Raw genomic sequence first — 13,417 nt, forward strand, 5'->3', positions numbered from 1 at the left:
CCGTAGTTCTTCGTGTGTTCTGTTCGTGTCCGGTTCCGTTCGTATCCGGTTTCTTTTCGTGTCCGGTGCCGCTCCACGTGTTGCCTGAATCGGTCAACTCGCCCGAAGCCGTCGCGAACGGCCGGAACTCTGATTCGCTCTCAGCGGTCGGTTAGCTTGTAACTCGGCCCGGTGACAGGGACTCTTATCCGTAATGGATACCGCATACCGTGTGCTCAGCGCCGCCGGAGGTCCCGGTGAATCGGGGGGCCACCTTATTCCGGCGGCAGGCCCCGGCTATGGGCTGCGGGGTCCCCGTGGGGACGGGAGGCGGTGGTGAGCGCGATGACAGCGCGAGGACGGGACGAGGACGGTTATCGGCCGGATCTCCCAGCGCCCCGGTCGGGCGCGCGGGGGGAAATCGGCCAGGTTCCGGATGCCGGTGATGCCCTCGAGATCCAGCCCGGCACGGTGTTCGCGGCCGATGTCGGTGACGCGCGGCCCGTGTCTCTGCTCGGCTTGCGCATGCCCAGCCAGGACAACAACCGCGACGCGACCGTGAGCCGGCGAGCGGGCCGGTTACGGCTCGGCACGCACGACGGCGCTCCGTTCGCGGCGCCCGTCCGGTCGGCCCGGCCACGGCGGCCGGAGCCGGCGCCGGCTCCGGCCGGTTGGACCCCGGACGTCGAACTCGTCACGTTGGCCGCTGATCAGCCGGCCGCCGATCAGCCGGCCGCCGGTCCGGAAGCTGCCGATCAGGTGCTTGGGCGTTTCCCGGTGACGGTGTCGCCGGAGATCACCTGGCCCGGCGCCGGCCTGCCGGCGGCCGGGGAAGCCGGCAGCACACCCGCCACATCCGCGATCAGCTGTCTGCGGGTACATGTCGGCGGGTTCACCGGGGGCTGCGGGCGCACGGCCGCGGCCGGCCTCGGGATGGCTCTCGCCGCTTCCCGCCACGACCCGGTCATCGCGGTGGACGTGTCCGCCGAGCAGCCAGTCCGGGTACAGGACATGTTGGCGGTCTGGCATCAGGTGGTGCTGGTCGACGGACCGCCTGGCTGGAGCCAGCCGCTGTCCGCGGCGCCGTTCTCCCGGGCCGACACCCTCGTGGTCGCGGTCCGGGCCGATCTTTTCGATCTTTCGGCCGCGGATGACGTGCTGGCGGCGCTCGCCGGTGCTGAGGTTGCCGCCACCGATGCCGCCACCGACGCTGCCGGCATCACCCGGATCGGGAGCGGCGTCTCGGTGGTCGTTGTGGAGACGGTCCCGGTCCGCTGGTCCGGCCGGGCCCGCCGTCGCCTCGCCCAGCTCTCCGAACGCGCGCGGGCCGTGGTCGTGGTGCCGTTCGATCCGGCTCTGGCCGGCGACGTGTCGTTCACCTGGCCGGCTCTGCGTCGCCGTACCAGAGCGGCCTTTGGCGAACTTGCCGCCGCCGTGGAGGCCGTATCCGGCTGATCGTTCTTAGAGCGGGTGTGAGATCGGGCTTTCGATCAGTGAGCGGCTCATCCGCGCCCGATCCGGCAAGGCGGCGGAGGAAGGCGTCGGAGGTGTTGGGTGGCGACTGACGAGCCGGGGTACCCGTGCATCGCGCAGCGATGGACGGGGAGCGATGACGCGAGGGGCGTGCCCCAGCCCCGCGACGCCGCGTCCTGTGTTGCCAGGCGTTTAGGGTTGACTGGTGAAGCGGGAGCTGCTGACGCCGGCCGGACAAGGCGATCATGGCGGTGGTGACGGCGCGTTGCGCGCCGCGCTGGACGCGGGCGACGAACATGCGGTCGCGGCCGCGCTGGCCTGGGCCCGGGTCTTCGTCGCGATCGAGGCGCGCAGGACCGATGCCGACGCCGTCACCGGGGCCGACAAGACGTCTGAGATGGTTCTGGTAACGCTGCGGGTGCCCTCCGGCGCCACCGCGATCCCGGCGTTCAGCGGTGTTGACACGTTGGCCCGGTGGCGCCAGGCCGCCCGGCCGGTCGCGGTGCCCGGCCACGCCCTGTGTGCCCAGGCGGTGCGGGACGGCCACCGCGCGGTCGTGCTCGACATCGCCGGGCCGGCCATGGCCACTGTCGACGGGGAGCTGCTGAGGCGGGTCGCGGCGGTGGCTCTGGGAGAGACAGTGGCTCTGGAGGAGGCTGGCGCGCGGCTGGCCGAGCAGCCGCGCCCCCGGCGCCGGTGGTCTCGTCATCGCTCCCGCCGCCCGATGGCGGGTTGACCGGTTTCTGACGGAATATCCACCGTGGCCACTCTGATATCCGACGGTCAACTGATCGTCGCATCCGGCCCGCTCTGCTAGGCTGTCAGTCGACCGCTTGTTATCTGGCTGGTGTCTCGTAGCGGCGCCATCCTGTGGTGACAAGGCCAAGCGGAGGCTTGCCTCCCACCCGACGTCGCATGTTCGGCGGCCGGGTCGCCGGTCGGCCGAGCCGTCTGTGACGGCGTGTCGGCCGGGTGCCCAGTCTTGCTGGGTGCAGGGCTCCGCAGCGGCAGGTCATGCCCGCGCGTCGAGTCCACGGAGGGAACCACATCAGCGCAGAGTCACGTATTAACGACCGGATCAGGGTGCCCGAAGTGCGCCTGGTTGGGCCCGAAGGCGAGCAGATCGGCATCGTCGCCATCGCTGAGGCGATGCGGCTTGCGCAGGAGGCGGATCTCGATCTGGTCGAGGTCGCTCCGACGGCTCGTCCGCCGGTCTGCAAGCTCATGGACTACGGAAAGTTCAAGTACGAGTCCGACCAGAAGCGTCGGGAGGCTCGTAAGAACCAGGTCCAGACGGTCATCAAGGAAATGAAGCTCCGGCCGAAAATCGATCCGCATGACTACGAGACCAAGAAGGGTCACGTGGTCCGGTTCCTCAGGGCCGGCGACAAAGTCAAGATTACGATCATGTTCCGCGGGCGTGAGCAGTCCCGGCCCGAGCTCGGCATCCGCCTCTTGCAGCGATTGTCGACCGATGTCGCGGAGCTCGGTTACGTCGAGGCTCAGCCCAAGCAGGACGGCCGGAACATGACCATGGTGATGGCACCGCACAAGGGGTCCCGGCCCCAGCGCGCGCCAGAGCCCGCCGGCCGGGTCTGACCCAGAACACCGTTGATGATCACCACGGATTACAGGATCTCCAGATGCCCAAGATGAAGACCCACACCGGCGCGTCCAAACGGTTCAGAATCACCGGTACCGGCAAGGTGATGCGCCGCCGGACCAATCGCAATCACCTGTTGGAGCACAAGTCCAGCCGGCGTACCCGGCGGCTGTACAACGAGGTCACGCTTAGCCCGGCGGACGAAGGACGCATCAAGAAGCTGTTGGCGCGCTGACCGCCGGCCGTCCCCCCGAACCGCTCCCACCCGCTGGGAGCGGCGCGACGTAGTGCCGACAGTCACGACTGAAGGAGAGTTTCCCCCTCATGGCAAGGGTCAAGCGGGCGGTCAACGCCCAGAAGAAACGCCGGACGGTGCTAGAGCAGTCCAGCGGGTACCGGGGGCAGCGCTCTCGGCTGTACCGCAAGGCCAAGGAGCAGGTCCTGCACTCGATGGCCTACTCCTATCGGGACCGGCGGGCTCGTAAGGGTGACTTCCGGCAGCTGTGGATCGCCAGGATCAACGCCGCCGCGCGGGCGAACGGGCTGACCTACAACCGGTTCGTCCAGGGGCTGCGGCTGGCCGAGGTGGAGGTTGACCGGAAGATCCTCGCCGAGCTCGCGGTGACGGACCCGGCCGCGTTCACCGCGCTCGTCGAGGTCGCGCGTGCCGCCCTGCCACCTGCCTCACCGGCCCGTACGCCGGAGACGTCGGCGGCCTGATCGATCGCGTAGGCCGGCGCGTATCCGAATTCATGCTGGTGGTCCCGGACCCGGCTGGCCCGCGTTCGTCGCGGGTGCTCGCCGCGCGGCGCCTGCGCCGCCCGGCGGTCCGTCGTGTCCGCGGTCAGTTTCTGGTCGAGGGGCCCCAAGCGGTCACAGCGGGACTCGCGGTCGGGGCACTGCATGAGATTTTCGTGGGTTCGTCGGCGATGAGCAGGTACGCGGCACTTGTGGACGGAGCGGGGATACCGGTGCGCGTCGTGTCGGATGACGCGGTGGCATCACTGTCCGAGACGGTGACGCCTCAGGGTGTGGTCGGGCTGGCCGAGTGCCCACGCCACCTGGTCGCGGATCTCGCCCACCCCCGGCTGGTGGCGATCTGTCTTGACACACGTGATCCGGGCAACGCGGGGACGATTGTAAGATCCGCGGACGCCGCGGGCGCGGACGCCGTCGTGTTCGCCGGGTCGTCGGTGGATCCGTTCGGTGGCAAGGCCGTCCGCGCGTCCGCGGGCAGCATCTTCCACCTGCCGGTGGTGACCGATATCGATCTCGATGATGCGGTCCGCCAGCTGCGGGACCATGGTTGCCGCATCATCGCCACCACCCCGCTCGCGGCACGGGATCTCGATGCCGCGGCGGACGCGGGGGAACTCGGCGTACCCACCGCGTGGCTGTTCGGTAACGAGGCGCGCGGTCTCCCGCGGGCCGACGTGGTGTCCGCGGACGCGGTGCTCCGGGTGCCGGTGTACGGTCAGGCCGAGTCGCTGAATCTTGCGGTGGCGACTGCGATCTGCCTGTACGCGTCAGCGCGCGCACAGGCGAGGCTCGGGTCCGGCACTCAAGGCGCCGGGGGAGGTGGACGGCTGTGACGCACACGGTCACGTCGGCTCCCGACCAAGCTCGCAATCCACCGGCGGACGGAGAACCACTGTCCGGTCCCGGGCCGCGGGCGGATGGGACGCCGTACCTTGAGGTACCCGCCGTGTCGCCGGTCTCCTGGGATGATCTCCCAGACGGGATCGTGGTGGTTGACGCCACCGGCCGGGTGGAGATATTCAACGCCGCGGCCGTGAAGATCACAGGCGTCGCGGCGGCCGCCGCCGTGGGCCGTCATCTCACCGAGGTCCTGCCGTTGCTCGACGAGCGGGGCAACGACTGGTGGGAATGTTCGCGGGTGAGCCGCAACCTGCCGCGGGTGACCGGCCAGCCGGAGCGGCGGCTGACCTTCGCGGGCGCCCAGCACGAACGCGATCTTAATGTCACTGTTCGTTATGTCCGTGTCGAGGGGCGGCTGGCGCAGGTCTCGCTGTCGCTGCGGGACACCGTCAGCCGGGAGCGCCTTGAGCGTAACCGCGCCGACCTGGTGGCCACGGTCGCGCACGAACTGCGTTCCCCGCTGACGAGCGTGAAGGGGTTCACCGCCACGCTGCTGGCGAAGTGGGACAGGTTCACCGAAGAGCAGAAGAAGCTCATGCTCAACACCGTCAACACCGACGCCGACCGGGTGACCCGGCTGCTCGCCGAGGTGCTCGACGTCTCGCGGATCGACTCCGGCCGGATCCAGATGCGCAAACAGATCGTGGATCTTGATCAGACGCTGCGCCGGGTCGTCGATGGCAAGGTCGCGGCGGGAGAGGCCACCCGCGACAGGTTCGCGATGCGCACCGAAGGTACGCTGCCGGAGATGTGGTTGGACGCCGACAAGATTGAACAGGTGCTGCACAATCTCGTCGACAACGCGCTGCGCCATGGCGCGGGTACCGTCACCATTGTCATGCGCGGCACGCTGACCGGAGCCGAGGTGAGTGTGGCGGACGAGGGCGAGGGCGTGCCCGAAGCAAGCGCATCCCGGGTTTTCACGAAGTTCTGGCGAGGCGCGACCCGCGGTAACGGGACGGGCCTCGGGCTCTATATCGCCAGAGCGCTCATCGATGCGCACGGCGGTACGATCATGGTTGGGCGGGCGCCGGGCGGTGGCGCCGAGTTCCGATTTGTGGTGCCCGCCGGGGCACCCGTCTTCGCCTGAAGCGAAGCCGTGACCCGGCGGGCGCCCCGGCCCGCAGCCCGCACCCGGCCCGCGTGTCCGCCCACCTGTGGTGGACGGCGGTCGGGATCCCACCTGATGGCCGGTCCGGCCATCAATGACTTCAATGAGGATGACCAGCGTGTCACCGTCCCTACCGAGCGCTGACTCGAGCCGAGTCGATCCGAACCGAGCCGATCATCCGAACCGTGTCGATCCAGGCCGCGCGGACCCGGGCCGGGCTGACGCGGACCAGCTCGGTCCGGACCGGCTTGCCCAGCTGTGCGCGCGGGCGGCCGCGGAGATCGCCGCCGCGGGCGATCTCGACGAGCTCGCCGCCGTTCGCACGTCACAGGTTGATGGCCGGTCCGCTCCGCTGATGCTGGCGCGCCGGGTGCTCGGCGCCCTGCCACAGCCGGACCGGGCCGCGGCCGGGCGCCGGCACAACGACGCCACAGCGGCCGTCCGGGAGCTCTACGAGGCAAGACTCGCCGAACTCACCGCCGAGCGTGACGCCCGGGTCCTGGTCGAGGAGCGGGTTGACGTCACTGTCCCGGCGGGCCGCCGCCCGCTCGGGGCACGGCATCCGATCACGACGCTGTCCGATTACCTGGTCGACGTGTTCGTGGCCATGGGTTACGAGGTCGCCGAAGGGCCTGAAGTCGAGCACGACTGGTTCAACTTCGAGGCGTTGAACCTCGGCCCCGATCATCCGGCGCGAAGCTCGCACGACACCCTGTACGTCGACCCGATGGGCAGCGGGCTGCTGCTGCGCACGCACACCTCGCCGGTCCAGGTCCGCGCGCTGCTGTCTCGTCCACTGCCGGTGTATGTGGTGTGCCCAGGGCGGACGTACCGCAACGACGCGGTCGACGCGACGCACTCGCCCGTCTTCGGCCAGCTCGAGGGCCTCGCGGTCGATGAGGGCATCACCATGGCCGACCTGCGCGGCACCCTGGACGTGTTCGCCCAGGCGCTGTTCGGGTCGGGCCTGCCCACCCGGCTGCGGCCGTCCTACTTCCCGTTCACCGAGCCGTCGGCTGAGCTCGACGTCGGCTGCTTCGCCTGTCGTGGCGAACCGGACCGCCAGCCGTGCCGGGTGTGCTCCGACGAGGGCTGGATCGAGGTGGGCGGCTGCGGGATGGTCGATCCGAACGTGCTGGTCGCCTGCGGGGTCGACCCGGCCCGCTACAGCGGTTTCGCCTTCGGGATGGGGCTGGAACGCGCGGCGATGATCCGCCATGGCGTCCACGAGATCCGTGACTTCGTCGACGGGGACGTCCGGTTCGGCCGCGTGTTCGAGACGGGGAGCGGGTCATGAAGATTCCCATGTCGTGGCTCCGGGCGACCGTCGCCGGCCTGCCGTCGGCGAAAGTGGTCGCCGAGGCGCTGATCAGAGCCGGTTTCGAGGTTGAGGCCGTCGAGCCCGTCGGCCGTGACATCGCCGGTGTCGTCGTCGGTGAGGTCCGCGCGATCGAGGTCGTCGAGACCAAGAAGAAGAACGTGCGCTGGGTGACGGTCCAGGTGCCGCCGACCGGTACCCGCGGGGTGATCTGTGGAGCTTTCAACTTCGAGGTCGGTGACCGGGTGGCGGTGGCGCTGCCTGGCGCGGTGCTGCCCGGCGGCTTCACCATCACCTCGCGCAAGACCTACGGGCACCTCAGTGACGGCATGATCTGTTCGGTTCGTGAACTCGGCATCGGTGACGACCACGACGGCATCCTGGTGCTGCCGGCTGACACCCCGCTCGGCGTGGACGTTGCCGAACTGCTGGACCTCGCCGACGACGTCCTCGACATCGCCGTCACCCCGGACCGCGGTTATGGCCTGTCCGTCCGCGGGATCGCCAGGGAGGCGGCCACCGCGTTTGGACTGGCCTTCCAGGATCCGGCCGGGCCGGGCACGGACCGGCCACTGGCCGGCACCGCGGCCGGAGGGTATCCGGTCGTCGTCGAGGACACCACCGCCTGCACCCGGTATGTCGCCCGGACCGTGACCGGCGTGTCCCCGCAGGCACAGACCCCGCTGGGACTCACCCAACGTCTCGCGCTGTCGGGCATGCGGCCTGTCTCGGCACCGGTCGACGTCACCAATCTGATCATGTTGGGCCTGGGGCAGCCCCTGCATGCCTTCGACCGGGCGAAGCTGTCCGGCCCGATCGTCGTGCGCCGCGCCCGCCCCGGTGAATGGCTGGTCACCCTCGACGGGGTCAAACGTGAACTCGACCCGGCGGACCTGGTCATCGCCGACGGTTCCGGACCGGTGGCGTTGGCTGGCGTCATGGGGGGCGCGGCCACCGAGATCTCGGCTGAGACCACTGAGATCCTGATTGAGGCGGCCCATTTCGATCCGGTGGTGATCGCCCGTACGGCTCGGCGCCACCAGCTCGGTTCGGAGGCGTCACGCCGTTTCGAACGCGGCGTTGACCCGGCGCTCGCGCCGGCCGCCGCGGAGACGGCGGTCCGGATGCTCATCGAGCTCACCGGCGCCACGGCGGAGCCGGGGGCCACCGACGTCGACCACCGGCCGGATCCCGTCACGATCGCCTTCCCGCTGGCCGAGCCGGAGCGTCTGGGTGGACGTCCCTACCCGGCCGAGGTTGTCCGGCAGCGGCTGGTCGACATCGGCTGCGCAGTGGCCGCATCCACAGCGAGCGCATCCACAGTGGCCGCATCCGGCACCGGCAGCGGACCCGACGGGCCCGGGGTGCTGGCGGTCACGCCGCCATCCTGGCGCGGTGACCTGACCCGGCCCGCCGACCTCGTCGAAGAGGTCATCCGGCTGGAAGGCTACGACACAATCCCGGTGACCCTCCCGCGGCTACCGGCTGGCCGCGGCCTCACCCAGGGCCAGCGGCTGCGTCGGGCGGTCGACAGGGCACTCGCCCAGCAGGGCTACCTCGAGGTCCGCACCGTCCCGTTCGTCGGGGACGACACGCTGACCCAGCTCGGGCTTGAGGCGGACGACCCGCGGGCCGCGGCCGTCCGGGTCGCGAACCCGATCGCTGAGGATGCCGCCAACCTGCGCACCACCCTGCTGCCCGGACTGTTCGCCGCCGCCGTCCGCAACATCGGCCGGGGCCAGGGCGATCTGGCGCTGTTCGAGACTGGTCTGGTGTTCCGGGCCGTTGCCGCCGCCACGCCGCCGACCCCCGCGGTCGATCACCGTCCCAGCGAGGACGAGATCGCCGCGCTCAACGCGGCCCTGCCCGACCAGCCGAGACTGGTGGCCGTCGTTCTCACCGGCCTGCGGGAACCGGCCGGTTGGTGGGGACCGGGGCGGCCGGCGGATTGGCAGGACGCGGTCGCCGCCGCACACACCGTCGCGGGTGCTACCGGTCTGGAGCTGTCGGTGGCGGCAGACGCGATGATGCCGTGGCACCCCGGCCGGTGCGCGCGACTGACGGTGGCCGGCCCCGCGGCGGCGGATCCGGTCGTGCGCCGGGTCGTCGGGCATGCCGGTGAGCTGCATCCACGGGTGATCGCGGCCTACGGGCTGCCCGGCCGGACCTGCGCGATGGAGCTCGACCTCGACGCGCTGGTCGGGATCGCCTCGTCGCGCCCGCCGATCATGGCGTCCGCGGTGTCCACGTATCCACCCGCCGACCGCGACATCGCGCTGGTCGTCGAGGCGGGCGTCACCGTGGCCCAGGTCACCGCGGCGTTGCGGGCGGGTGCCGGTCATCTGCTGGAGGCGCTGACCCTTTTCGACGTCTACGAGGGGGTCCAGATCGGCGGCGGAAAACGTTCGCTCGCGTTTGGCCTGCGGCTGCGGGCGGGGGACCGTACCCTCACCGCGGAGGAGGCGAACGCGGCGCGGGACGCGGCGGTCGCCGAGGCCACCCGGGTAACCGGAGCGATTCTGCGCAGCTGATCTGGAGCGTCCGGCAACAGGGCGTGGATCAAGGAGCGGGGCTGGGGCGCGTGGCATCGCGAGGCGGCGGAGGGAGTCACCGGAGGTGTTGGGTGGCGACTGACGAGCCGGGGTACCCGTGCATCGCGCAGCGATGGACGGGGAGCGATGCGACGAGGTGTGTGCCCGGACCCCGCGACGCCGCGTCCCCTATTGCCGGTCCCTCTTATTTCGTTTATTCCGTTCTGGGCCGCCGCAGCCTGGTGCGGCCCAGCCGGGTGCGGCCGGAGCCGAGCAGGCGTGTCCCGACGAACGGCGCCCGGATGGCGACGAGCGGGCGGGCACCGGCTTGCCGGTCGACCGCGATGGCCAGGCGTCGGCGGGCCACGGCGGCCATGAGCTGTTCGGACCGGGCCGGCTCGTCGAGGTCGGCCCGGACGGCGCGGGCGAAGGCCATGCCGTCCGCGTACGCTCCGACGGGTGCGCGGCCGGCGGCGAAGGCGGTGAACCGGGAGCGGAAGCCGGGCAGGCAGGACAGCGCCGGCCATGCTCGGGCAACGGCATCCGCGCGCTTGTGGAGGAGCGCCGTGCGGGTCGCCGCCACGCGGCGTGGGTCGAATCCAGCGGGGATCGGCCCGTCGGCGACGAGCGCCCGTACGAGTTCGGTCTGCGTCTGGCGCAGCCGCGCACGCCCTCCGTCGCCGCCGTCGCCTCCATCGGCACCGCTGCCGCCGCGGGGAGTCCTGAGGCGTGGCATGGCGTCCGTCACCGGCCCAGCTCCTGGTAGCCCGGGGTGCCCGGCGCAGCCCGCGGCGGCAGCGGCGCTGATCGCCGCCAGCTCGCCGCCGAGTTCCCGGACGGACGGGTAATGACCATCGCGTTCAAGCATGAACGCATGTGGGCCGGGGTATCGCCGCGCCACTTCGCGGACCAGGTCGAGGACCGCGCCGGTGACAGGGTGGACGTGGGTGTCGTGGTAGAGCCCGCCGCGCATGACTCCACCGGCCACGTGGATGTAGGCGACGCGCTCCCACGGTAGCCGGTCGAGGAAGCGGCCGGGGTCGACCCCGTGGTTGACCCGGTCGGCATGCAGGTTGGCGAGGTCCAGCAGCAGAAGCGCACCGGTGCGCTCAGCGATCTCGGTGAGGAACTCGGCTTCGCTGAAGTCCGCGTCCGGCCAGTGCAGCGGCGCGGCGGGATGCTCGAGCGCGAGCGGGACGGACAGTTCGGCTGACACGGTCCGTACGTTGGCGATCAGCACGTCGAGTGCGTCGCGGGTCCGCGGCACCGCCAGCAGGTGCCCCGCTTCCAGCCCGCCGGCCCGGACGACCGCGACATGCTCGCTGACCAGTGGTGCTTGCAGCCGCTCGGCGACAGCCGCCAGGCGTGCGATCCGCCATGCCTGGAGCGGTTCGGCGCCGCCCAAGCCGAGGCCGACCCCGTGCGGCACGACCGGGACGCCGCGCCCAGCCAGCCGGTCGAGGCCGGCCGGCAGAGGCCCGCGGGCAGGCAGCGCTTCCACGATGACCTCGACGAAGGACAGGTCCGTCCGGTCGGCGATGAAGGTCGCGAGTTCTGGCCGCCACCCGATCCCCAGCCCGGATGGCGGCCCGTGGCGGTTGCGCCGCGCACTGTTCGGCGGTGCGGTGGCGGTCATCCGCCGCAGCCGCCGCCACCGCAGCCGCCACCACCGCCACACCCACTACCGCTGCTTGCGTCCCCGCCGCTTGTGTTCCCGCTGGGACGGGCCAGGCCGAGCTGGCTGGCGAGGGCCGGGTCGGTGTCCCAGAGCACGCCCGTGCCGAACAGCGCGAGGGCGAGGGCGCGTTGCCCGGGTACACCGCCGGACCGCAGATCGACGCTGTCGCGGCGGGCCGTGGACAGGGCGGCCTTTCCCCGGCGGGTGATGGCTGGGCGCTGGGCGAGAACCAGTACCGCCACCGCGGTGACGATCAGTTCGACGCAGAGGAGGCCGACCGGCTTGCCCCGGCTGGCGCCCACAGCGGCGCGGATGATCCCGATCGCCGCGAGGAGCAGCAGGGGGATCAGGGCCTGCCGACAGGCATGAGCCTGCGCCCGCGTCGGTACGAGTCCCGCGCCCTGCAGGCGAGTACGGCAGGCGGTCACGGCCGGTCCCCGTGACACCAGCGCGCTGAGCGACTCCAGCCGCAGTTCGCCCGCTCGGCGGATGGCGCCGAGCACTTCCCGCTCCAGTGGGGTGGCGTCGGGCGGCAGCGGCGCACCCGTGGTGGTCAACCCGCGCCGCGTCCGCCCTGGCCGCAGCAGGCCCAGGTCGTGCAGGTTGGTGACCGCGCACGTCACGGCCAGCCGTGGGTTTCCGCTGATCATGGCGAGTTTCGTTGGGTCCAACGGGCTGGGGCCCGCCACCGGCGTGTCCGTCGGGCCGAGGATGCGGTGGCGCATGACGATCGCCGCCAGCAGCAGGACCGCGAATCCCAGGGCGTAGAGGATGAGAAAAGAGGGGCCGCTGATGCCCCAGGTGTCGCCCGCCGCGGACGCGGTGGGTGCGCTCATGCCGTGATCCTTCCCGTCGCCCGGAACGGTGGCTGGAGCGGCCCGCGGCCGTGAGATCGTGAGGCGGGTCGGGCTCCGTCCGGTGATGCCTGACACAGCCCAGGGTCCGCCGGCGCGTGGCCGTGATGGTGCGCGAGTAGCCAACGCGACACCTGCTCAGCAGGCGGGGCGCAGGCCCGTGAGACCTATGGCAGAGCCGACCCCGGAACAGGCTCGAAGGTGAATCAGACCGACAGGTGGGCGTTCATGGCGCGGGCCTGCTCGGCAAGCTCAGGCAGTTCCACGACGGTGACACCAGCCGCGGTGAGGAGTTCGTAGCCTTGGCAGTCGGCGACGAAGAGGCTGGGTTCGCGCCAGGCGATGACCACCCGTGGGATCTTGACTTCCAGAATGAGCTGGGCGCAGGTGCGTGGCCGGGACTTGCGCTGAGAGCAGGGCTCGAGAGTGCTGTAGATCGTCGCGGTGGCCAGCCGCGGGTCGTCAGGGTCGATCTTCGCGAGGGCGGATTCCTCAGCGTGCACCGCCTCGTCGACCTCGCGGGAGAAGCCGAAGGCGATCTCCTCGTTGTTTGCGTCGACGATGACGGCGCCGACCGAGTAGGCGCCGGTGGTGGGTGGGCAGCGGTGGGCGAGGTCGATGGCCCGGGTCATCCAGCGGTGGTCGTCGAGCTGGGTCATGGAGCGGCTCGTCCTCCCTGGGGCCGGCCCCTGGCGGAGGTGGATCGGATCGCCGGTGGCGGGATGGTAGTCAGCCGGTGATGGCCGTGGGGACCTGGTCCATCGCCTGGTGGAACTCGCCTGCCTGGAGGACAGTCTGCCATCCGGCGACGGCGTCACGCGGGGACCGCAGGACTGGTGCAGTCACCGAGTGCGGCGAGGCTGTGTACCCGCTGGGCTTCGATATGGGCAGGGCTGACGAACTCGTCCCAGGGGCCGGTGTCGGGCCCGGCCCGTCGAGGATGTCGTGGGCGCGGTCGTAGAGCGTCAGGCAGGTGGCTTTCTCGCCCTGTTCCCGTGAGGACCTCGAGGACCAGATCACCGAGTTCACGATCAAACACAACAGGACCGCTCAGCCCTACCGGTGGACCTACTACGCCGACACCGAGCATGCCCACTGCCTCGAACGCCACCGAGGATGGCCCGGCCGAGGCCGGCAGTCCGGACTGGGAGCAGTGGGTGCCTCGTGTGGCCGGTGGGCTGGTGCCTGGTTGTGGGCTGGCGGGCTGGTGT

The 13,417-nt window shown here is 70.9% G+C and carries 13 protein-coding genes; 9 read left to right on the plus strand and 4 right to left on the minus strand.

All coding sequences use genetic code 11. The features are described from left to right. The first annotated feature begins 315 nt into the window (after nt 1-315). The 9 genes from MJ783_RS17090 to pheT all read left to right on the plus strand — a co-directional run bounded on the left by MJ783_RS17090 (nt 316) and on the right by pheT (nt 9,674). A complete protein-coding gene (locus MJ783_RS17090) occupies nt 316-1,434 on the plus strand; it encodes a hypothetical protein (protein WP_239311471.1) in 1,119 nt (372 codons plus the stop codon). 223 nt (nt 1,435-1,657) lie between these two features. Then, nucleotides 1,658-2,188 carry an SseB family protein gene (locus MJ783_RS17095; protein WP_239311473.1) on the plus strand — a complete coding sequence of 177 codons (531 nt, stop codon included), beginning with the start codon at nt 1,658-1,660 and terminating at the stop codon, nt 2,186-2,188. A 278-nt stretch (nt 2,189-2,466) separates the two neighbouring features. Continuing rightward, on the plus strand, nt 2,467-3,051 hold the full coding sequence (gene infC / locus MJ783_RS17100) for a translation initiation factor IF-3 (protein ID WP_239311475.1): 585 nt from the start codon (nt 2,467-2,469) through the stop codon (nt 3,049-3,051). Nucleotides 3,052-3,095: 44 nt separating this feature from the next. Further along, nucleotides 3,096-3,290: a 50S ribosomal protein L35 gene (gene rpmI, locus MJ783_RS17105; protein WP_239311477.1), complete on the plus strand. Its 195-nt coding sequence runs from the start codon at nt 3,096-3,098 to the stop codon at nt 3,288-3,290. An 89-nt stretch (nt 3,291-3,379) separates the two neighbouring features. Then, nucleotides 3,380-3,775 (plus strand): 50S ribosomal protein L20, encoded by a 396-nt coding sequence (gene rplT, locus MJ783_RS17110; protein ID WP_239311479.1) that lies wholly within the window; start codon nt 3,380-3,382, stop codon nt 3,773-3,775. Between the two features lie 32 nt (nt 3,776-3,807). Beyond that, complete coding sequence (locus MJ783_RS17115; RefSeq protein ID WP_239311481.1) at nt 3,808-4,647, plus strand: RNA methyltransferase; 840 nt, start codon at nt 3,808-3,810, stop codon at nt 4,645-4,647. Next, nucleotides 4,644-5,804: an ATP-binding protein gene (locus tag MJ783_RS17120; RefSeq protein ID WP_370651662.1), complete on the plus strand. Its 1,161-nt coding sequence runs from the start codon at nt 4,644-4,646 to the stop codon at nt 5,802-5,804. Before MJ783_RS17115 ends, MJ783_RS17120 begins: the two co-directional genes overlap by 4 nt. Nucleotides 5,805-5,943: 139 nt before the next feature. Continuing rightward, nucleotides 5,944-7,122 carry a phenylalanine--tRNA ligase subunit alpha gene (pheS, locus tag MJ783_RS17125; protein WP_239311483.1) on the plus strand — a complete coding sequence of 393 codons (1,179 nt, stop codon included), beginning with the start codon at nt 5,944-5,946 and terminating at the stop codon, nt 7,120-7,122. Further along, nucleotides 7,119-9,674 (plus strand): phenylalanine--tRNA ligase subunit beta, encoded by a 2,556-nt coding sequence (gene pheT, locus MJ783_RS17130; protein ID WP_239311485.1) that lies wholly within the window; start codon nt 7,119-7,121, stop codon nt 9,672-9,674. Before pheS ends, pheT begins: the two co-directional genes overlap by 4 nt. Before the next feature lie 214 nt (nt 9,675-9,888). On the opposite strand, the gene MJ783_RS17135 is transcribed toward pheT, so the two are convergent. From MJ783_RS17135 to MJ783_RS17150, 4 genes are all read right to left on the minus strand, one after another. Continuing rightward, on the minus strand, nt 9,889-11,310 hold the full coding sequence (locus MJ783_RS17135) for a DUF692 domain-containing protein (RefSeq protein WP_239311487.1): 1,422 nt from the start codon (nt 11,308-11,310) through the stop codon (nt 9,889-9,891). Continuing rightward, on the minus strand, nt 11,307-12,188 hold the full coding sequence (locus MJ783_RS17140) for a TIGR04222 domain-containing membrane protein (protein ID WP_239311488.1): 882 nt from the start codon (nt 12,186-12,188) through the stop codon (nt 11,307-11,309). The genes MJ783_RS17135 and MJ783_RS17140 overlap by 4 nt, the downstream gene beginning before the upstream one ends. A 224-nt stretch (nt 12,189-12,412) precedes the next feature. Beyond that, nucleotides 12,413-12,865, minus strand: coding sequence for a dCMP deaminase (locus MJ783_RS17145; protein ID WP_239311490.1), 453 nt, complete (start codon nt 12,863-12,865; stop codon nt 12,413-12,415). A gap of 70 nt (nt 12,866-12,935) precedes the next feature. After that, nucleotides 12,936-13,226: a hypothetical protein gene (locus MJ783_RS17150; protein WP_239311492.1), complete on the minus strand. Its 291-nt coding sequence runs from the start codon at nt 13,224-13,226 to the stop codon at nt 12,936-12,938. Between the last annotated feature and the right edge of the window lie 191 nt (nt 13,227-13,417).

It is taken from the genome of Protofrankia sp. Cj3 (assembly GCF_917627355.1).
Taxonomy (GTDB): domain Bacteria; phylum Actinomycetota; class Actinomycetes; order Frankiales; family Frankiaceae; genus Protofrankia.